General features: G+C 69.6%; 20 protein-coding genes. 11 read left to right on the forward strand and 9 right to left on the reverse strand.

The window, feature by feature from the left end; all coding sequences use genetic code 11:
- Positions 1-57 precede the first annotated feature (57 nt).
- The 4 genes from BMW26_RS18055 to BMW26_RS16240 are packed head-to-tail and all read left to right on the forward strand — an operon-like array spanning position 58 to position 3,916.
- On the forward strand, positions 58-1,218 hold the full coding sequence (locus BMW26_RS18055) for a PP2C family protein-serine/threonine phosphatase (RefSeq protein WP_072592050.1): 1,161 nt from the start codon (positions 58-60) through the stop codon (positions 1,216-1,218).
- Positions 1,215-3,176 carry a glycosyltransferase family 2 protein gene (locus tag BMW26_RS16230; RefSeq protein WP_053098056.1) on the forward strand — a complete coding sequence of 654 codons (1,962 nt, stop codon included), beginning with the start codon at positions 1,215-1,217 and terminating at the stop codon, positions 3,174-3,176. Before BMW26_RS18055 ends, BMW26_RS16230 begins: the two co-directional genes overlap by 4 nt.
- The gene (locus tag BMW26_RS16235; protein ID WP_053098057.1) at positions 3,160-3,492 is read left to right on the forward strand and encodes an STAS domain-containing protein; all 333 of its coding nucleotides are present in this window, start codon (positions 3,160-3,162) and stop codon (positions 3,490-3,492) included. The genes BMW26_RS16230 and BMW26_RS16235 overlap by 17 nt, the downstream gene beginning before the upstream one ends.
- The gene (locus BMW26_RS16240) at positions 3,482-3,916 is read left to right on the forward strand and encodes an ATP-binding protein (protein WP_053098058.1); all 435 of its coding nucleotides are present in this window, start codon (positions 3,482-3,484) and stop codon (positions 3,914-3,916) included. The genes BMW26_RS16235 and BMW26_RS16240 overlap by 11 nt, the downstream gene beginning before the upstream one ends.
- 51 nt (positions 3,917-3,967) lie before the next feature.
- Here BMW26_RS16240 and BMW26_RS16245 read toward each other — a convergent pair whose 3' ends face one another.
- Both BMW26_RS16245 and BMW26_RS16250 read right to left on the reverse strand, forming a co-directional pair.
- On the reverse strand, positions 3,968-4,633 hold the full coding sequence (locus tag BMW26_RS16245) for a GntR family transcriptional regulator (RefSeq protein WP_053098059.1): 666 nt from the start codon (positions 4,631-4,633) through the stop codon (positions 3,968-3,970).
- 73 nt (positions 4,634-4,706) lie between these two features.
- Complete coding sequence (locus tag BMW26_RS16250) at positions 4,707-5,147, reverse strand: DoxX family protein (RefSeq protein WP_072592051.1); 441 nt, start codon at positions 5,145-5,147, stop codon at positions 4,707-4,709.
- Positions 5,148-5,354: 207 nt separating this feature from the next.
- On the opposite strand from BMW26_RS16250, the gene BMW26_RS16255 reads away from it, so the two are divergent.
- Entirely contained in the window at positions 5,355-5,999 is a 645-nt protein-coding gene (locus BMW26_RS16255) for a Pr6Pr family membrane protein (protein WP_230100937.1), read from the forward strand.
- Positions 6,000-6,062: 63 nt separating this feature from the next.
- Here the strand turns inward: BMW26_RS16255 and BMW26_RS16260 are convergent, their stop codons facing one another.
- From BMW26_RS16260 to dnaK, 5 genes are all read right to left on the reverse strand, one after another.
- Entirely contained in the window at positions 6,063-7,484 is a 1,422-nt protein-coding gene (locus BMW26_RS16260; protein ID WP_232224492.1) for an FAD-dependent oxidoreductase, read from the reverse strand.
- 73 nt (positions 7,485-7,557) lie between these two features.
- Entirely contained in the window at positions 7,558-7,989 is a 432-nt protein-coding gene (locus tag BMW26_RS16265) for a heat shock protein transcriptional repressor HspR (protein WP_053098063.1), read from the reverse strand.
- Between the two features lie 56 nt (positions 7,990-8,045).
- Positions 8,046-9,035 (reverse strand): DnaJ C-terminal domain-containing protein, encoded by a 990-nt coding sequence (locus BMW26_RS16270; protein WP_053098064.1) that lies wholly within the window; start codon positions 9,033-9,035, stop codon positions 8,046-8,048.
- Between the two features lie 7 nt (positions 9,036-9,042).
- Positions 9,043-9,684: a nucleotide exchange factor GrpE gene (locus BMW26_RS16275; protein ID WP_053098065.1), complete on the reverse strand. Its 642-nt coding sequence runs from the start codon at positions 9,682-9,684 to the stop codon at positions 9,043-9,045.
- Positions 9,685-9,686: 2 nt separating this feature from the next.
- On the reverse strand, positions 9,687-11,549 hold the full coding sequence (gene dnaK, locus BMW26_RS16280; RefSeq protein ID WP_053098066.1) for a molecular chaperone DnaK: 1,863 nt from the start codon (positions 11,547-11,549) through the stop codon (positions 9,687-9,689).
- Between the two features lie 220 nt (positions 11,550-11,769).
- Here dnaK and BMW26_RS16285 point away from each other — a divergent pair, with 220 nt between their 5' ends.
- Genes BMW26_RS16285 through BMW26_RS16300 form a run of 4 tightly spaced genes read left to right on the forward strand, consistent with a single transcriptional unit; the run spans position 11,770 to position 14,953 of the window.
- Complete coding sequence (locus BMW26_RS16285; protein WP_072592391.1) at positions 11,770-12,495, forward strand: sirohydrochlorin chelatase; 726 nt, start codon at positions 11,770-11,772, stop codon at positions 12,493-12,495.
- Complete coding sequence (cobA, locus tag BMW26_RS16290; protein ID WP_072592053.1) at positions 12,492-13,250, forward strand: uroporphyrinogen-III C-methyltransferase; 759 nt, start codon at positions 12,492-12,494, stop codon at positions 13,248-13,250. Before BMW26_RS16285 ends, cobA begins: the two co-directional genes overlap by 4 nt.
- Positions 13,251-13,284: 34 nt before the next feature.
- Complete coding sequence (locus BMW26_RS16295; protein ID WP_232224493.1) at positions 13,285-14,244, forward strand: NAD(P)/FAD-dependent oxidoreductase; 960 nt, start codon at positions 13,285-13,287, stop codon at positions 14,242-14,244.
- A 34-nt stretch (positions 14,245-14,278) separates the two neighbouring features.
- Positions 14,279-14,953 carry a hypothetical protein gene (locus tag BMW26_RS16300; protein WP_072592054.1) on the forward strand — a complete coding sequence of 225 codons (675 nt, stop codon included), beginning with the start codon at positions 14,279-14,281 and terminating at the stop codon, positions 14,951-14,953.
- Positions 14,954-14,966: 13 nt separating this feature from the next.
- Here BMW26_RS16300 and BMW26_RS16305 read toward each other — a convergent pair whose 3' ends face one another.
- The gene (locus BMW26_RS16305; protein WP_072592055.1) at positions 14,967-15,428 is read right to left on the reverse strand and encodes a DUF3817 domain-containing protein; all 462 of its coding nucleotides are present in this window, start codon (positions 15,426-15,428) and stop codon (positions 14,967-14,969) included.
- Between the two features lie 291 nt (positions 15,429-15,719).
- Here BMW26_RS16305 and BMW26_RS17505 point away from each other — a divergent pair, with 291 nt between their 5' ends.
- On the forward strand, positions 15,720-16,418 hold the full coding sequence (locus BMW26_RS17505) for a helix-turn-helix domain-containing protein (protein ID WP_232224494.1): 699 nt from the start codon (positions 15,720-15,722) through the stop codon (positions 16,416-16,418).
- 36 nt (positions 16,419-16,454) lie between these two features.
- Here BMW26_RS17505 and BMW26_RS16315 read toward each other — a convergent pair whose 3' ends face one another.
- Complete coding sequence (locus tag BMW26_RS16315; protein WP_072592056.1) at positions 16,455-17,657, reverse strand: MFS transporter; 1,203 nt, start codon at positions 17,655-17,657, stop codon at positions 16,455-16,457.
- A gap of 257 nt (positions 17,658-17,914) precedes the next feature.
- Between BMW26_RS16315 and BMW26_RS16320 the strand changes: the two genes are divergently transcribed.
- The gene (locus tag BMW26_RS16320; RefSeq protein WP_072592057.1) at positions 17,915-18,805 is read left to right on the forward strand and encodes a serine protein kinase RIO; all 891 of its coding nucleotides are present in this window, start codon (positions 17,915-17,917) and stop codon (positions 18,803-18,805) included.
- Positions 18,806-18,846 lie beyond the last annotated feature (41 nt).

Consider the following 18,846-nt stretch of genomic DNA (forward strand, 5'->3'; position numbering starts at 1 on the left):
TGTCATCCGCGCCCCGGCAGGTGCGAGTATGAGAGCAGCTACGAGGGGAGCGGAGCAATGTTCGATGAACGCAGACGCCAGCAGGCTCTGGAGGAACTCGGGATCCTGGACACACCACGGGATGAACGAGTGGATCGGGTCGCCAGGCTGGCTCAGCAGATGTTCGGTATGCCGATGGTGAGCGTCTCGCTCCTGGACGGCGACCGCCAGTGGCGCAAGTCGGAGATCGGACTCGGCGGGCGAGAGGCGCCCCGACAGGATTCGTTCTGCGACTACACGGTCGGCCAGGACCGCACGGTGGTGATCGAGGATGCCAGCGCGACCGAGAACTTCGCGGCGAATCCGTTCGTGGTCGGTGATCCGCACCTCCGGTTCTACGCCGGGCACCCGCTGCACGCACCCGGCGGCGAACCGGTGGGAACGCTGTGCGTCCTCGACACCGAGCCGCACACCTTCTCGGAGGCGCAGCGCGACCTGCTGCGCGACCTCGCCTTCTGGGTGCAGACCGAGCTCGCGGCCGACGCCGAGCTCGATCAGGCCACTCTGATCCAGAGCGCGCTGCGACCGCACTCGCTCCCCACCATCGCCGGCTACACGATCGCGGGCGGGGGCGCCTCGCGTGGCCGCCTGGCGGGTGACTTCTACGACCTCCGCCTCCACGGCGGCGCGCTGCGCATCACCCTCGCCGACGCGATGGGCAAGGGCACGGGTCCCGCCATCGTCGCCGCGGGCGTGCGCGCCTCACTGCGCACCGCTCCCGAGCGCAGCATCGCCGAGGCCGTCGCCGACGCCGACCGGCTGCTCGAGGAGGACCTCTCCGAGACGACGATGTTCGTGACGGCGGTCCACGCCGAGCTGCAGCCCGAGACCGGCGATCTCGAGGTGATCGACGCCGGGCACAGCCTCGCGTTCATTCTCCGAGCCGACGGCTCGTGGGAGCACCTTCGCTCGACCGGCCTCCCCCTGGGGATGGGCGCCGCCCTTCCGGACCAGGATGCTCGGGAGTCCCGGAGCACGCGCCTCGAACCCGGAGACGCCTTCGTGTGCTGCAGCGACGGCCTGCTCGACGTGCTCGACGCCGATGACCCGTTCGCCCACGTGGCCCGCGTGCTCGACGCGCTCGGTCCCGATGGGGCGATCAACGAGGCGCTGCAGCTCATCTCGGACGATCGAGCGACCGACGACATCACCGTGGTCGTGGTGCGGCGCGACGCATGACCGCCCGCTTCGCCGCGATCCGCATCATCGCGGTGCTGTCGGTGCTGCTCGGTGTGAACTACGTCGCGTGGCGCTGGCTCGAATCGGTGAACTGGTCGGCGTGGTGGATCGCCGTGCCCCTGGTGATCGCAGAGACCTACAGCCTGATCGACACCTTCCTCTTCTGTCTCACGATGTGGCGGGCCAAAGAGCGGCCGGCTCCCGTGTCGCCGCCTCAGGGCACGGTCGACGTGTTCATCGCGACGTACAACGAGCCGATCGAGCTCGTGATGACGACCGCGCGAGCAGCGCGCGGGATCGCCTATCCGCACACCACCTGGATCCTCGACGACGGTGCCCGACCCGAGCTCGAGCGGGCCGCCCGCGACGCCGACATCGGCTACCTCACCCGCTCCGACGACTGGATGGGCAAGCCCCGTCACGCGAAGGCGGGCAACCTCAACAGCGCGCTCTTCGAGACCGACGGGGAGTTCCTCCTCATCCTCGACGCGGATCAGATCCCCGATCCGCTGATCCTGCACCGCACGCTCGGGTACTTCGCCGACGACCCGGAGGTCGCCGTGGTGCAGACCCCGCAGTGGTTCGTCAACGTCGACGAGGCCGATCCGCTCGGCAGCCAGGCGCCGCTGTTCTACGGCCCGATCCAGCAGGGCAAGGACGGCTGGAACGCGGCGTTCTTCTGCGGATCGAACGCCGTGCTCCGTCGCGACGCCCTGATGCAGCTCGGCATCATCGGCTACGTGCGCGAGGTGACGGACACCGCGGCTCGCGCGCTGCGCACCTCCGAGACCCTGGTCGAGAAGGAGATGCGCTCGGCATCCGATCCGGAACTCCGTCGCGAGCTTTTCGCACTGCACGTGACGATCGGCCAGAGCCGTCGTGATCTCGCCGGCGGGGCGCCCGTGCGCGAGGTCGCCGACGCGGTGCTGGCTGCGGTGCACAACGCCTCGGTGATCCTGGTCGCCAAGGATCTCGCCGGCATCAGATCCGACCTCGCGGAGCTGGGCTCCCTGCCGATCGCCCACGATGCGCAACTCGACGCGATCGTCGTCGACGAGGCGGGCCTGACGGCGCTCGCCCAGTCGGATCTGTCGCCGATCACTGCTCTCGACGCCGTACGAGCGCTGCTCGACGCTCTCCGCCTCGACCGCGGCGACGAGGCGCAGCCGATCCTTCCGCTCGCCACGATCTCGGTCACGGAGGACATGGCCACCGCGATGCAGCTGCACTCGCTCGGCTGGCGCAGCGTCTACCACCACGAGATCCTGGCGAAGGGCCTCGCGCCCGAGGATCTGCGGACGATGCTGACGCAGCGCCTGCGCTGGGCACAGGGCACGCTGCAGGTGATGCTGCGCGACAACCCGCTCGCGAAGCGCGGACTGTCGATCGGGCAGCGGCTGATGTACTTCGCCACGATGTGGAGCTATCTCTCGGGGTTCGCCGCCGTGATCTATCTCACGGCGCCGGTCGTCTACCTGGTGTTCGGCGTGCTTCCCGTGACCGCCTGGTCGGTCGACTTCTTCGTGCGGTTCCTGCCCTACTTCCTCGTCAACCAGCTGCTGTTCCTCGTGGTCGCCAAGGGGCTGAGAACCTGGCGCGGGCAGCAGTATTCGCTCGCGCTGTTCCCGGTCTGGATCCGCGCATGCTGGACGGCGTTCGCGAACGTGGTCTTCGGCCGCCCCCTGTCGTTCGCCGTGACGCGCAAGGACGGACGGGATCCGCGAGGAGTACCGTGGCGCGAGATCTGGCCGCAGCTGACCGCGATGGTCGTGCTCAGCGTGGCGCTCGTGATCGGCATCACCCGCGTCGTCATCGGAACGGGCGACGGCACCGGCACCCTGGTCAACACGGTGTGGGTGCTGTACGACCTCGTCGTGCTCAGCGTCATCATCCAAGCCGCCCGCTACCGCGGACCGGCCCGAACCCTCGAGGAGGAGAACCATGGATCTCAGCACTGACATCAGGGACGGCTTCGCCGTGATCTCCCTGTCCGGACGCCTCACGGCGACGGGAGCACCGCTGCTCCGCAAGGCGGTGAACGACCTCGTGGCCGGAGGCGAGTCGAGGATCGTGATCGACATGGCCGACCTGCAGTTCGTCGATTCGTCGGGCCTGGGAGCCCTCGTCGGCGGTCTGAAGAGCGCCAGGGTCGCCGGCGGCGATCTGCGCATCGCAGCAGTGCCCGAGGCGGTGCGGACGGTGCTGCACCTGACGAATCTCGACCGCGTGCTGCTCGACCACCCGACACCCGAGACGGCGTTCGATGGGCGTTGAGGAGCGCCGGGCGCACGTCGCGGGCCTCGCCGGCCCCGCCTTCGTCGAGCACGTCCTCGACGCCCTGGACGCCCTCTGGGAGTCCGCCCCGCATGTGGCGCCCGAGGACCGCACGCTGTTCGCACTGGCGGTCAGCGAGGTGTCGACGAACATCGCCACGCACGCTGACGCGCAGGGCGAGCCGGATGTCGGCATCACCGTCGAGGTCGACATCGAGGTCGGCGCCGACGACCTCGTCGCGACCTTCGTCGACACGGCCGATCCGGCCAGGATCGACTGGGATGCGGTCACGATGCCCGGCGTCGACAGCGAGAGCGGACGCGGCCTCGCCCTGTCGAGCGCTGTGCTCGACGATTTCGAGCACAGCGGCGATGCGACCGGCAACACCTGGGTGCTGCGTCGTCGCCTGACGCCTCCCGCCTGATCCGGACGGAGATCTGTCGGAGACCGTCAGAGATCCGACGCGCAGGCGCCGTCAGGCGGGACGGTCGGCGAGCTCGCTGAGCATCCGGTCGCGTGCGCCGTCGAGGTGGGCCGTGAGCACCGCCGCAGCCTCGTCGGGGCTGCCGGAGCGCATCACCTCCATGAGCTTCATGTGGTCGTCGGACGACTCGTGGAGGTCGTCGTCGTGGTTGATGGTCACCTCGAGGAGCGACGCGAAGGTCGGCAGGTACTGACTCCACGCGCCCTGCAGACGCGGATGGTCGGCGAGGACGTAGATCTCGGAGTGGAACTCGAGGTCGGCGGCGACGAAGGCGGCGTGATCGCCCCTGTCTGCGGCCTGACTCATGCGATCGACCGCAGCCGCCATCGATGCCCAGCGCTCGTCGTCCTCCACCCTCATGGCGCGCGACAGCGCGAGCTGCTCGAGGGCGCCGCGCAGACTGTAGAGCTGATCCACGTCGTCCTGCGAGAGCCCGGTGATGTACACGCCCCGAGGGCGCTGCACTTCGACGAGCTTCTCGAAGCTGAGCTGGGTGAGGGCGTCGCGGATCGGCCCCCTGCTCACCGAGAACTCCTCGGCGAGGGCCTCCTCGGTGATGCGCGCGCCGGGCGAGAGCTCGCCGCGCACGATGCGCTGACGCAGGACCTGCGCCACCTGCGCGCCGAGGGACTCTCCGCGCTTGACGGTCTGTGTCACGGTGACCTCCTGTTAACTGTTGACAGGATACACACCGACGGGGGAACGCCCCGTGGGGCGCTCCCCCGCATGCTCAGCTGAGCCAGGCGGGAACCCGACCGCGCAGGAAGGCGCCGTCGAGCGAGAAGCGGCCCGCGCCGGTGAACGCGAGCGCGAGGGCCGCGACGCCGAGAACCGCGACGAACTCGTAGCCGCCCTCGCCGACCCAGAGGCCCGCCGGAAGGTGCACCGCTAACAGGGCCACGATCATGTCGATCGCGAGCAGGATGCCGACGGGGCGCGTGAAGAGTCCCAGCGCCAGCAGGATGCCGCCGATCAGCTCGATGAAGGCGACGACCGGAGCCGCGATCTCGGGCAGAGGGATGCCCATGCCTGCGAAGCTGCCGATGGTTCCGGGGAGGGTGTACTCGAAGATCTTCTGCGCCCCGTGAGCGGCGAAGACGGCGCCGACCACGACGCGGAGGACGAGCAGTCCCAGCGAGGCGGCGGCAGAGGGGCGGGTGGTGTTCGTCATGAGGAGGTGTTCCTTCGTGGCAGGACACCGCGCGCCAGGCGCGGAGCAGGGGCGATCCCTGCATCCACGCTATGAAGACGACTTTTCCGTCTCCTGTACGAGTCGCGGGGCAGACGCCCGCCCCGTTCTCTTCCGTAGACTCGCCGGATGGCATGATGCGCGATATACGGGAACATCGGGCACAGCCGGAAAGGGGCAGAGGCGAAGGTGAGGGCACGATCGGTGTTCGGCGTGCTGCGCCTGACGACAGCAGCCGTCTGCACCGTCGCCCTCGTACACCGCCTCTTCTGGGGTCTGAGCTCGCGGACGATCGCCGGCGAGAACTTCTTCGCCTATCTCACCGTGCAGTCCAACTGCGCCCTCGTGGTCGTGCTGCTGATCGGCACGGTGCTCGCCTTCATCCGGGCGACGGACCCCCGCTGGTTCACCGTGGCTCTGGCCCTCGTGCTCACCTGGACCATCACGGCAGGGCTCGCCTTCGCGCTCATCGTCTGGCAGGCGGGTCTGCGCGGCATCCGCGTCGACGTGCCCTGGTCGGACCAGGTGCTGCACTTCTACCTGCCGGCCTGCACCGCCCTCGCCTGGGTGCTCACCCCCGGGCACCGCGGGGTGCCGTGGTGGGTGGTGCCGACGGCGCTCACCTTCCCGCTCGCCTGGGGCGGAGTCACCATGTGGCGCGGACCGTCGGTGGGCTGGTACCCGTATTACTTCCTCGACCCGCGGCAGGTGTCCGGCCCGCCCGAGTTCCTGATCACCAGCGCAGTGGCCCTGGCGATCTTCGCTCTCGTCGCGACGGTGATCGTGCTCGTCAGCAGGATGCGACGGCGCGGCCACGAGCGGCCGGAGGTCTGAGCGCGCTCGATCCGGCGGGATCAGGCTCGCGTGATCAGGCAGGGGGCGAGCAGGCTCGTGCGATCAGGCAGGGGCGCTGAGGAAGGGCGCGAGCGAGGCGATCGCGGCCTCGACCGCCTTCTGGTCGTTCAGCTCGGCGAATGTGCCCGCCGCTTCTCCGCCGACGATGCCCACCACGACGTTCTCGCCGGTGGCCGGTGCGAGGTTGATCCACGTGCGGATCAGCGCATCGCCGCCGACCACATGCCAGAGCGTGGCGGCGGAGGCATCCGCTGCATCGGCGCCTTCCTCGGGCTCGGACTCGGGCTCGGGCTCGGGCTCGGCCACGATCAACGGATCCTCGAAGCGCAGCCACACCGTCTCGATGCGCCCCATGCCGAGTTCGGCGATCGCTCCGCGGTGACCGAAGGGCAATGCGGGAGAGAACTGCAGGCCCTCGCTCTTCAGCACACCGAGCGGCACCGTGATCAGCACGCGGTCGAACGACAGCGATTCGCCCGAGGCGATGCCGAGGCTGACTCCCGCTTCGTCGTAGGCGACGCGACTGACCGGCGACGAGAGGCTCAGCTTCGCACCCTCGAGCAGCCCCTCGATCGCCGGGGTGAGGTCGCCGAGTGGCGCCACCATCTCGTCGACCGGCAGTCGCGGGGGGAACCACGTCGAGACATCGGACGCATCGGCGCCGGCACTGGCGGCCACCGAGGCGAGCAGTGCTGCCAGCCCCGGCTCCTCGAGGTCGGCACCCGCCGCCGCGAGCGCGTCGTCGAGAGACGCGTCGGTCAGGCCCTGCTGGGCAGTCGCTATGGCGGCCTGCACCGGCTCGATCGGCACCGGCTCGACGTCGCCGTCGGTCGACCGCCACCGCGAGCCGGTGACCGGAACCGTGCGGATGTCGAGGGCGTTGAGAGCGTCGAGCAGGACGTCGTCGGAGGACCCGAGCAGCCAGCCGCCCAGCTGAGCGGGGAACGGCCAGGCCTTGTCGTCGACCACGGACTGGACGCGTCCGCCGACGCGGTCGCGGGCCTCGAACACCGTGACCTGCAGCCCCTCGGCGACGAGGCGAGCTGCGGCGGCCGCACCCGCGAGTCCTGCACCGACGATCGCCACACGCTCACCGCTGTCGGCCGCGCGGAGGAGCTGATCGGCGGCCCGGTCTCCAGATCGGAGCGCAGCGGCGATCGTGCCCGGCGCGTCGACATCCGTCGCCTCGCCGGAGATGAACAGGCGGTCGTCGATCGGCTCGGCCAGCGCCTCGCGGGCACTCGCCTGCGTGCCGACGGGAGTGAAGCTCGCGGCGCCCAGCGCGAACGGGTCGGTCGTCCAGGAGCTGCGGGCGAACGCCGCGGGCGTGATCGACCCGGCGGTCGGCTTCGGAGTCGGCGAGCGATCGGGCGTGGGAGACGGCGCCGGCTCGGGCGTGCAGGAGGCCAGCAGGACTCCCAGGACACCGGCTCCGGCGCCGATCAGCAGTGTGCGACGCGTCATCCTCATCGTGTCGCAACGATACCGCGCGCGGGTGGACGACGCGTGCCGGCTGCACCCTGCGAGCCGCGAGCTGTCAGCCCCGGCCGCTGCCCGGATGCCAGAGCACGACCTCGGCCGATCGACGCATGCGGCGACCACTGGGCATCGGGATGACACCGGCGGATCCTGCTGCGAAGACGCGCATGCCCGGGCGGTTCTCACGCTCGGCGCGCAGAGCGGCGTCGAGTTCGGCGACGCGGCGGCGCAGCATCCGGTTCTCGTCTTCGAGGTCGAGAAGGCGTGCGATCGCAGGAAGGCTGACGCCTTCCGACGACAGCTGAGCGACTTCGCGGAGCTGCTCGATGTTGCGGGTCGAATATCGGCGTGAGCCGCCGGACGTCCGGCCGGGCACGACGAGCCCGATGCGGTCGTACTGTCGCAGGGTCTGCGGGTGCAACCCCGAGAGCTGGGCGGCGACGGCGATCGCGAACACCGGGGTGTCGGCATCCATGTGCTGGTCAGCCATGTTCCCTCACCTCTTCCTCGGTGTTCGCGTTCGTCATCATCAGGTGTTGCGGTTCTCTAGCGGCGGGCCTTGGCCATCAGGTCGGCCCGCGGATTCTCCGAGGGCTCGAGCGCCTGGAACTTCTCCAGCGCCTCCCGAGCGGCTTCATCGAGGTGCGACGGCACCGCGATCTGCAGCTCGGCGAGCAGGTCGCCGGTGCCCTTCGAGGTCGTGACCCCACGCCCCTTGACGCGCAGAACGCGTCCGGACGGCGTACCGGGCGCGACACGGAGCTTGACCGTGTCGCCGCTCAGAGTGGGAACCTCGATGGTCGCGCCGAGGGCGGCCTCCGTGAAGGTCACCGGCACGATGACGCGCAGGTTCAGCCCCTCACGGGTGAAGACGGGATGCGGTCGCACAGCGATCTGGACCACCACGTCGCCGCTCTCGCCGCCGTCGGGCGAGGGACGCCCGCGGCCGCGCAGCCGGATCTTCTGACCGTCGGCGACGCCCGCGGGGATCTTGACCTTGAACGGCTTGCCGTCTTCGCCCTGGAGGGTGATCGTCTCGCCCTGCACGGCCGTCACGAAGTCGAGCGTGGTGCGCGCCGTGACGTCGGCCCCCTTCTGGGGTCCGCCGAAACCGCGGTATCCGCCGGAGGTCTGCCCGAACCGACCGGAGCCGAACGAGCCGCCCTGACCCTGGTTGAACATCGCGAAGATGTCCTCGAAGTCGGCGGACTGCTGCTGCCCGCGCCCCTGCTGCCCGAACCGGCTGAAGACGTCTTCGAAGCCGCCCGCGCCCGCGCCGCTCGCCGTGAAGCGTGCGCCCGAGCCCATCGCGCGGATCTCGTCGTACTCCTTGCGCTGTTCGGCGTCAGAGAGCACGGAGTACGCCTCGCTGACCTCTTTGAACTTCGCCTCCGCCTTCTCATCACCCTGATTGGAATCGGGGTGATACTTGCGAGCGAGCTTGCGGTACGTCTTCTTGAGATCAGCGTCGCTGACATCCTTCGTGACCCCGAGGGTCTTGTAGAAGTCCTTGTCGAACCAGTCCTGGCTAGCCATCGATCACCTACTCTGCGGGTACGGCGACGACGACCTTCGCGGGACGCAGCTCGACGTCACCGAGGCGGTAGCCCACCTCGACGACCTCGAGCACCGTGGTCTTGTCGGCGCCCGGGGTGGGCTGCTGGAAGATCGCCTCGTGACGCTGCGGGTCGAATTCCTCGCCCTTCTCGCCGTACGAGACGACACCGAGACGCTCGACGACCGCACGCACCTTGCCGGCGATGACGGCGAAGGGAGTCCCCTCGACCAGGTCACCGTGTTGCGCGGCGCGGTCGAGATCGTCGAGCACGGGGATGAGGCCCTTGGCGGCCTCGCCCTTCGCGCGCTCGATCTCGACCTGGCGCTGCTCTTCGGTGCGGCGGCGGTAGTTGGCGTATTCGGCCTGGAGGCGCTTGAGGTCGTTCAGCAGCGTCGACTCCAGGTCGGCGAGCACAGCATCCTCTGCTGCGGCCTCGCCGGTCTGGGTGGCGCCGAGGATGTCATCGACCGTCAGATCGTCGGGGGCGCCGTCGACCGGCGTCTCGTCGGATCCTTCTGCGGCCGCGGCCTCGCGCGAGTCGGGATTCTGCGGCGCGGGGCCGGATGCCTGAGCATCCGACCCCTCGCTGCGAACCTCGTCGTCACCTTCGAAGTTCTTGTCCGTCATGATTACTTCTTCTCGTCCTCGTCGTCGACGACCTCGGCATCGATGACGTCCTCGTCGGAGGAGGTGTCATCGGCCGGAGCCTCGCCCGCGGCGTCGGCGCTCGGAGCGCCCTCTGCCTGGGACTGTGCGTAGATGGCCTCGCCGATCTTGCCCTGCGACTGGTTCAGCTTGTCGAACGCGGTCTTCACGGCCTCGTCGTCGTCGCCGGCCAGAGCCGTCTTCAGAGCGTCGACGTCGGCCTTGACCTCGGTCTTGACGTCTTCGGGCAGCTTCTCGTCGTTCTCGGTGATCAGCTTGTCGATCGAGTACGCGAGCGTCTCGGCCTGGTTGCGGACCTCGGCGGCCTCGCGGCGCGCCTTGTCCTCAGCCGCGTGCTCCTCGGCCTCGCGCACCATGCGCTCGATGTCCTCCTTCGACAGCGACGAGCCGCCGGAGATGACGATCGACTTCTCCGTGCCCGTGCCCTTGTCCTTGGCGGACACGTGCACGATGCCGTTGGCGTCGATGTCGAACGTGACCTCGATCTGTGGGATGCCGCGGGGAGCCGGGGCGATTCCGGTGAGCTCGAACGTTCCCAGCGGCTTGTTGTCGCGGGTGAAGTCGCGCTCGCCCTGGAAGACCTGGATCGCGACGGACGGCTGGTTGTCGTCTGCCGTGGTGAAGGTCTCGCTGCGCTTGGTCGGGATGGCCGTGTTGCGCTCGATGAGCTTGGTCATCATGCCGCCCTTGGTCTCGATTCCGAGGCTGAGGGGCGTGACGTCGATGAGCAGCACGTCCTTGCGCTCACCCTTGAGGACACCGGCCTGGAGGGCTGCGCCCACGGCGACGACCTCATCGGGGTTGACGCCCTTGTTGGCCTCCTTGCCGGTCTCGCGCTTGACGAGCTCGGCGACGGCGGGCATACGGGTCGATCCACCCACGAGCACGATGTGATCGATGTCGGCGACCTTGATGCCGGCTTCGCGGATGACATCCTCGAACGGCTTCTTGGTGCGGTCGAGGAGGTCCTTGGTGAGGTCCTCGAACTTCGCGCGGGTGATGGTCTCGGAGAGCGAGACGGGGCCCGACTCGGTCAGCGACAGGTACGGCAGGTTGATGCTGGTGCTGGTCGAGGAGGAGAGCTCCTTCTTCGCCTGCTCAGCCGCCTCCTTGAGACGCTGCAGAGCGATCTTGTCGCCCGAGACGTCGACGCCCGTGGTCTCCTTGAACTGCTTGATCAGGTGGTCGACGAGACGCTGGTCCCAGTCGTCACCGCCGAGGCGGTTGTCACCCGCGGTGGAGCGCACCTGGATCGTCGAGAAGTCGTCGTCCTTGCCCACCTCGAGGAGCGAGACGTCGAAGGTTCCGCCACCCAGGTCGAAGACCAGGATGAGCTCGTCTTCCTTGCCCTTGTCGAGGCCGTAGGCGAGGGCTGCGGCGGTCGGCTCGTTGATGATGCGCAGGACGTTGAGGCCCGCGATCTCACCGGCCTCCTTGGTGGCCTGACGCTCGGCGTCGTTGAAGTACGCGGGGACGGTGATGACGGCATCCGTCACCGTGTCGCCCAGGTAGGACTCGGCGTCGCGCTTGAGCTTCTGGAGGATGCGCGCGGAGATCTCCTGCGGCGTCCACTTCTTGCCGTCGACGTCGAACGTCCAGTCGGTGCCGACGTGACGCTTGACGGATGCGATGGTGCGATCGACGTTCGTGACGGCCTGGCGCTTCGCGGTCTCACCGACGAGCACCTCGCCGTCCTTCGTGAATGCGACGACCGAGGGGGTGGTGCGGAAGCCCTCGGCGTTGGCGATGACCTTGGGCTCGCCACCTTCGAGGACACTGACGACGGAGTTCGTCGTACCGAGGTCGATTCCAACAGCACGTGCCATGTGATTCTCCTTTGTTGCTGAGGTTGATGTGGGTCTGGAAATCCGGGGCGATCAGGGAAACCTGAGTCGCGATGACTCAACTGTACTCCGACCTCCCGAGGCTGTCAAATGAAGTTGATACAACCCGGCTCAACTTTGCGACCAGACGCGCACATTCGCACCCGAGGTGCCGCGAGATCCTCGAAACACCGTCGTCACACGGCTCGCCTACAGTCGCACCATGAGCCGCCCCATCCTGCTCGCCGTCTCGCACGGCACCTCGGATGCCGAGGGTGCCCGGGCGATCGCCGACCTGGTCGATGCGGTCGCCGCCGCGCTTCCCGACGTCGAGGTGCGCAGCGCCTTCGTCGACGTGCAGCAGCCCGATGCCGCCGACCTCCTTCCGACGATCGAGGGGCCGGTCGTGATCGTGCCGCTGCTGCTGTCGCGCGGCTTCCACGTGCACCACGACCTGCACGGGATGGCGGCGAAGAAGCCGGACGCCGTCGTCAGCGACGCGATGGGACCCGACCCCCGGCTCGCCGAGGTGCTCGCGGATCGACTCGCGGCAGCAGGTGCGGCCTCCGCCACGTCCGCCGACGCGGCACGGCTCGAGCCGGTGATCCTCGCGGTGGCGGGCTCTCGCGACCCCGCGTCGGTGACGGATGCCGAGGCCATGGCCTCCCTGCTCTCGCTGCGACTCGGCGCGATGGTCGAGCTCGCCTATCTCGCGGCCCGGCAGCCCGACCTGCCCTCATCGATCGCCGCGCACCCCGACGCGGTCGTCTCGACCTATCTGCTCGCGCAGGGCTTCTTCTTCGACCTCACGATCAGGCAGACCGCAGGACGCTCCGTCACCGCGCCCCTGCTCGACGGCGTGACGGTGCCGCAGCCGCTGATCGACCTAGTCATCGCCCGATACGACGAGGCGGCGGCTCGACTGCCCGCCACTGCCGCACGGTCATGACCCCGGACACGCCCTCCCGGGTCGGCACGGTCACGCTGGTCGGTGCCGGACCCGGCGACGCGGGCCTGCTGACTCTGCGCGGTCTGCGTGCGCTGCAGCAGGCCGATGTGATCGTGGCCGACCGTCTCGGAGCCCGGGCCGTGCTCGCGCAGCTCGCCGAGGACGGCGTCCTGCTGGATGCCGAGGTGGTCGACGTCGGCAAGCTCCCCGGTCACCACCCGGTGCCGCAGGACGGCATCAACGCACTGCTCGTCTCGCTGGCCAGGGACGGGCGCCGCGTGGTGCGGCTCAAGGGCGGCGATCCGTTCGTCTTCGGCCGCGGTCGCGAGGAGCAGCTGTTCTGCGAGGCGGCCGGCATTCCCGTCGAGGTGGTCGCCGGGGTGACGAGCGCGGTCGCGGTGCCCGGCCTCGCCGGCATCCCGCTGACGCAGCGCGGAATCGCCGAGACGTTCACCGTCGCCAGCGCACATGATCAGATCGTCGCGCTCGGTGGCGGACGCGACCACACCGTCGTGCTGCTCATGGGCGTGAACACGCTCGGCCATTCGGCGCACGTGCTCGCGGCCGGCGAGCGCGGCGGGGACTGCCCCGTGGCGATCATCGAGGACGGGTTCGGCGCACGTCAGCGCGTCACCGTCGGCACGCTCGCGACGATCGCGCATCTCGCCGCCGAGCGGCAGGTGCGCTCCCCCGCGGTCGTGGTCGTCGGCGACGTCGTCATGCTAGGCCCGCACGCCGAGGCCCCCGCGAGTTAGGCGACCCTCAGCTCCGAGGTGGCAGACTGAGGACGTGCGAATTGCTGAGGCGGACACCTACGACGTGCTCGTGATCGGCGGTGGCCCCGCCGGCCTCTCCGCCGCCCTGAATCTCGGCCGTTCGCTCATGCGGGTGCTCGTGGTCGACGCCGATCGCCCGCGCAACGCCGCCACGCTGAACTCCCACGGCTTCCTCACCCGTGACGGAGTCGCCCCGCACGAGCTGCGTCGCATGGCCCGCGAAGAGCTCTCCGCCTACCCGAACATCGAGGTGCGCACACGCGTCAGGGTGCTCGAACTCCGCAGGACGGATGCAGGTGCGGATGCCGATGCGGACGGAGGGTTCACGGCATCCGTGGGGCGCAAGGATCCCACCGACGTGGTGACCGCCCGGACCGTGCTGCTCGCGACGGGCCTGCGCGAAACCCTCCCCGACGTCCCCAACCTCCGCGGCTTCTACGGCATCAGCCTGTTCAGCTGCGCCGCCTGCGACGCGTGGGAGCTGCGCGGCCGACGACTCGCGCTCATCGGCGAGACCCCCGACATCGCCGAGCGAGCCCGCCTCATCGCGCGCTGGACCGAGGATCTCACGATCTTCACCCTCGGAGCCGACACCGTCAGCCCCGCCGAAGAAACCGAGCTCGCCGCCTCCGGGGTGGCCGTGCAGCGGCTTCCCATCGCCGAGCTCGTCGGCGACCGCGGCCGCATCGAGGCGATCAGACTGACCGACGGCACCGTCGTCGCGGTCGAGGGCGGCTTCGTGCGCCCCGAGTGGGAGACCGATCTGTCGTTCCTCCGCGGCTTCGCACCTGCCATCGACCACGACGGGCACCTCGTCACCGACCGGTCGGGGCGCACCGACGTCCCGGGGCTCTACGCCGCCGGCGATGCGGCGATCCCCGGCCCTCAGCAGCTGATCGTCGCCGCGGGGGCCGGCGCGAGGGTCGCGTCCGTGATCGTGCACGACGCGGTCGGGATCGCGACAGCGCACTGACTCGGTGCCCGCACCGAGGGCTAGGCTGACCGGCATGACGCGCATCTCGCAGGTCTCGCCGCTCGTCCGCCTCGCCGCCGCCTCGGTGGTCGCGCTGGCCGTGCTGCCGCTCAGCGGGTGCCTGTATGCGCAGATCCCGGTGAACGTCCCCGACGGCGACGGACCCGATCCCTCCCCGACCGCGATTCCGTCCGAGCAGCCCTCCGGCGATCTGCCGTCGTCGATGACCTTCGCCGACGGCGCAGACATCCCGGCGAGCGCCTACATCCAGTGGGGAGACGGCTTCGTCGTCGACGACGGCTGGAAGATCGTCGAGCCTGACGACGGCAACGGAGGCTGGACCTACGGCACGGTCGACGACACGTGCACCGCGCAGTTCTGGCAGGGACTCATCCCCGATGTGCCGACCGTGGCCGGCGATGACAGCGTGAGCTCCGATGCGATGCTCGCCGTCATCCTGGGCGAGGCGGATGCCGCCGCGATCACCCCGTTGTCGACCACCGGAGGCTTCAGCTACCAGGTCGGCGGCAATGCCGACGTCGAGAACCGGCAGGTCCTCGGGCAGGAGGCCGACCGTCAGTGGGCGATGGCGGCGCGCGCCTTCACCGCGACCGGGGTCGGACTCTACGTGATCGTCGACTGCACCGGTGGCGACATCGACGCGACGATGGCCGAGGTGATCGACAAGAACGCCGTCGTCATCTCGTGAGCCGGGCCTCGGCTCACTTGCCGCCGGGCGGGCCGACCAGCAGCAGGATCACGTACAGCGCGACGATGCCGACGGCGAGCAGGATCGCGAGCACCCACGGGCGACGCAGGAACCAGCGCATGAGGCGGTCGTACCAGCGCGCGTCGTGCGGGTCGTCGGTCTGCTCCAGGCGCCAGTCACCGGCCAGCCGACCGGTGCGGTGCAGCCAGATCTCCATCGGGATGGTCGCGTAGGGCACGATCGCACTCGCCACGGCGAGGATCGCGACGCCGAGGTGCCAGCGCTGGTTGAGCGCGACGAGCACGGCCGTCGCCGCATAGGCGAGGAACACGAACCCGTGGATGCCACCGCCCACCGTCACGACGATGCCCGGCGCACCGGCGGCACGGGCGATGATCGCCGAGATCAGAAGGGTCCAGGTGATCGCCTCCGCGATCGCGAGAACTCGGAACAGGCGGTCGGGTGTGCGGAACACGGGACTCCTCGGGTGGGGGGTTCCTTCAGCGTATCCGGAATAGCTATGAGGGCCCGGGCGTTGCCGAAGGCATGGTGACCGTCGACTCCGCAGCCCTCGGGCAGGTGCTCGACGCCGTCGACCTCCGCGTCGGTGTCGCCCGTCGCGTCGCACTCGCCACCGGCGGCATCCTGCCGATCCCCTCAGGTGCCGCCACCCTCGTGTACATCGCATCGGGTTCGGTGCACGGGCACCCCCCCGCTGACCACCGGATGCCGCCTCGACGTCGACGACGCGGCCCAGCTCGTCGCGGTGGACGATCGCCCGCTGAGCGCGAACCTGGTCGCCGGAGACGCGTTCCTGACGCTCGGCCGCGCCGCGATCGCCCTCGAAGCCGACGGGACGGCCGACCTGGTGGTCGTCGACCTGGAGTTCTCGGACAGCGCCTCGATGATCGCCGCGCTTCTTCCCGATCCGATCACCGTCATGTCGTTCGCCGCGCTCGAGCCGGCGGCGGCCGCGCTCGCCGGCAGCATGGGCCCCTCCGACCCCGCCACCTGCCCCTCGCGTCAGGGCGATCCCGTGATCTGCCGGATGATGGCTCAGACCGTTCTGCTCTCGGTCATCCGTGCCTGGGCGGCGAACGGCTGCGCGCCCGCCGGCTGGCCCTCGGTGTCGAACGATCCGTTCCTCGACCGGGTGGTCGAGGCGATCCACGAGCAGCCCGGACGCGACTGGACGGTCGAGCGCCTCGCGAACGTCGGCGCGATGTCTCGGTCGGTGTTCGCCGAGCGGTTCCGCAGCGCGATCGGACGCTCACCCGCCGACTACGTCACCGAGGTGCGCGTCGACGCGGCGAAGCGGATGCTGAGCGAGGGCCGGTCGATCAGCGAGATCTCTCGCGAGTTGGGCTACGCCTCGGATGAGGGTTTCAGCCGTGCGTTCCGCCGCCGCACGGGGATGACGCCCTCCGCCTGGCGGGCATCGCAGCTCACCGCCGTTCCGGCCTGAGCCCGGCGACCGCCCTGCCGGGCACGGCGAGACGGCTCAGAGCCGCGCCGCCGCGGTGCTCATCCGGTTCGACGCACCGAACAGCACGGCACCGAGCAGCAGAGCCGCCGCGCCCACGACGTAGACGACCTCGACGCTCAGCGTGTCGACGAGCAGGCCGCCGACACCGGCGGCGATCGTGATGGCCCCCTGGAACCCGACGACCACGAGGCTGCCCCCGGCCTCGAGGCGATCGGGGGTGCGGTGGCCCACCCAGGTGTTGATCACGAGCAGCCAGGAGGAGAAGAAGAACCCCCAGACGAGCACGACGATCGCGATGCCGAGGACCGATCCCGACAGGAAGATCATCGACAGCACCGAGGCCGCGATCACGAGCGGCGCGAAGACGGCGAAGAAGGCGAACGTGCGGTCGATGAAGAACCCGAGACCGAGGTTGCCGGCGAGACCGCCGACGCCGAAGAGCGCGAGCAGCAGGATGATCGTCGAGCCGTCGACCTCGGGGATGCGCTCGAGAGCCAGTCGCACGTACGTGTAGGCGAGGAAGTGCCCGAGCACCACGAGCACGTGTCCGACCATGCCGAGTGCGATGCCGGGGCGGCGCACCGTGTCGACCAGGAGTCGGATGCTGGACGCCTGCTCCGCCGGCACCGAGGGCAGCACGAATCTCAGCGCGACGGCCAGCAGCACCATGAGCACACCGGCGATCGCGAACACCGTCTGCCAGTCGACGATCTCGCTGAGCATCACGCCCAGCGGCACTCCGGCGACGGTGGCGAGCGAGACGCCCGCGGACGTGAACATGACCCCTCTGCCGAGATGCTCGGGTCCGGCGAGGCGCACGGCGACCGTGATCGACATCGCCCAGAACGCGCTGATCGCGGCACCGAGCAGGAATCGGGCGAGGAGGACGATGATCAGGTTGGGCGCGACGGCGACGATGAGGTTCGACACCGCTGCGGCGAGCGCCATCCAGACGAGCAGCGATCGGCGGTCGAGGCGGGGGAAGATGAGTCCCACCGTCGGTGCGACGATCAGGCCGACGAGAGCGGTGACCGTGACGGTCTGTCCCGCCTGACCGGGGGTCACGCCGAGCGCATCGGCCATCTCGGTGAGCACGCCGTTCGGCAGGAACTCCGCCGTGACGAGCAGGAAGCCCATCAGCATGAGCACGATGAGCCCGCCGTAGCGGATGCTCTCGGTGCGGGCGGTCGTCACGGGCACGGGCGCGGTCGTCGTCATGGTTCCACACTCGCAGCGCTGCGGCCCCTCCGCCCGACACGGCGTCCACGGCATCCGACCATTCGTCCGGATCGGGTCTGGACACCGGTCGGCTCCGCACCCTAGGCTCGACGACGCACCGGGGTTCTCCCGGAAGGCCAGAGCGAGAGGAGTGGATGACATGACCACCGTCTCTGTCGTGCCCTTCGCCGACATCCTTCCTCTCGAGGCCTCCCGCTCCTGATCCGCGCGTGGCCTCCCTCTTCAGGAGCCACACCGTGTCTGATCTGTTCGCTTCTTCCGAAGCATCCTCTTCCCGTCTCTCCGGTGCGTCGACCTTCGACGCCTCCCCCTTCGAATCGGTCCCGACGTTCGCCGATGTCGAGCCCGGCGACGGCCAGCGCTGGACCACCTGGCCGGCGATCACCCCCTCTGAACGTGGGCCGCTGCCCTGGCCGGCCTGGGTGGTGACGAGCGCCGGCGCGCTCGACACCGAACTCGGCATCCTGAAGACCGGCAAGGAGGCCGACGTGTTCCTGCTCGAACGGGCGGTGCCGGATGACCCCGCCCAGCGCACATTGCTCGCCGCCAAGCGCTACCGCGACACCGATCACAGCAGCTTCCACCGCTCGGGCGTCTACACCGAGGGCCGCAGCACCAGGAACACCCGCGACACCAGGGCGCTCGCGAAGAAGAGCGAGCACGGCCGGGCGGTCGCCGCCCTGCAGTGGTCGTTCGCGGAGTTCGATGCGCTGTGCCGCATGTGGGAGCTCGGCGCGCCGGTCCCCTACCCCGTGCAGGTCAACGGCACCGAGCTGCTGATGGAGTTCATCGGCGACGCGAGCGGGGTCGCGGCACCTCGCCTGGCGGCGGTGCGCAGCGACCGGGGCGAGCTGGCCGATCTGTACGACCAGATCGTCGACCTGATGCGGATCTTCGCTGCGGCGGGCTTCGCCCACGGCGACCTCTCGGCGTACAACCTGCTCGTGCACGACGGCCGGGTGCGGGTGATCGACCTGCCGCAGATCGTGGACATCATCGCGAACCCGCGAGGCCTGGATCTCCTGCACCGCGACTGCGTCAACATCTGCGACTGGTTCACCCGCCGCCGTGTCGAACGCGACCCCGAAGAGCTGTTCGCCGAGCTGCTCGCCGCGTCGTACGCGTGAGGGCGGCGCGCCTCGCACCGGCACCCGGCGCGCCGTCACCG

Source organism: Microbacterium sp. 1.5R (assembly GCF_001889265.1).
Classification (GTDB): Bacteria; Actinomycetota; Actinomycetes; order Actinomycetales; family Microbacteriaceae; genus Microbacterium.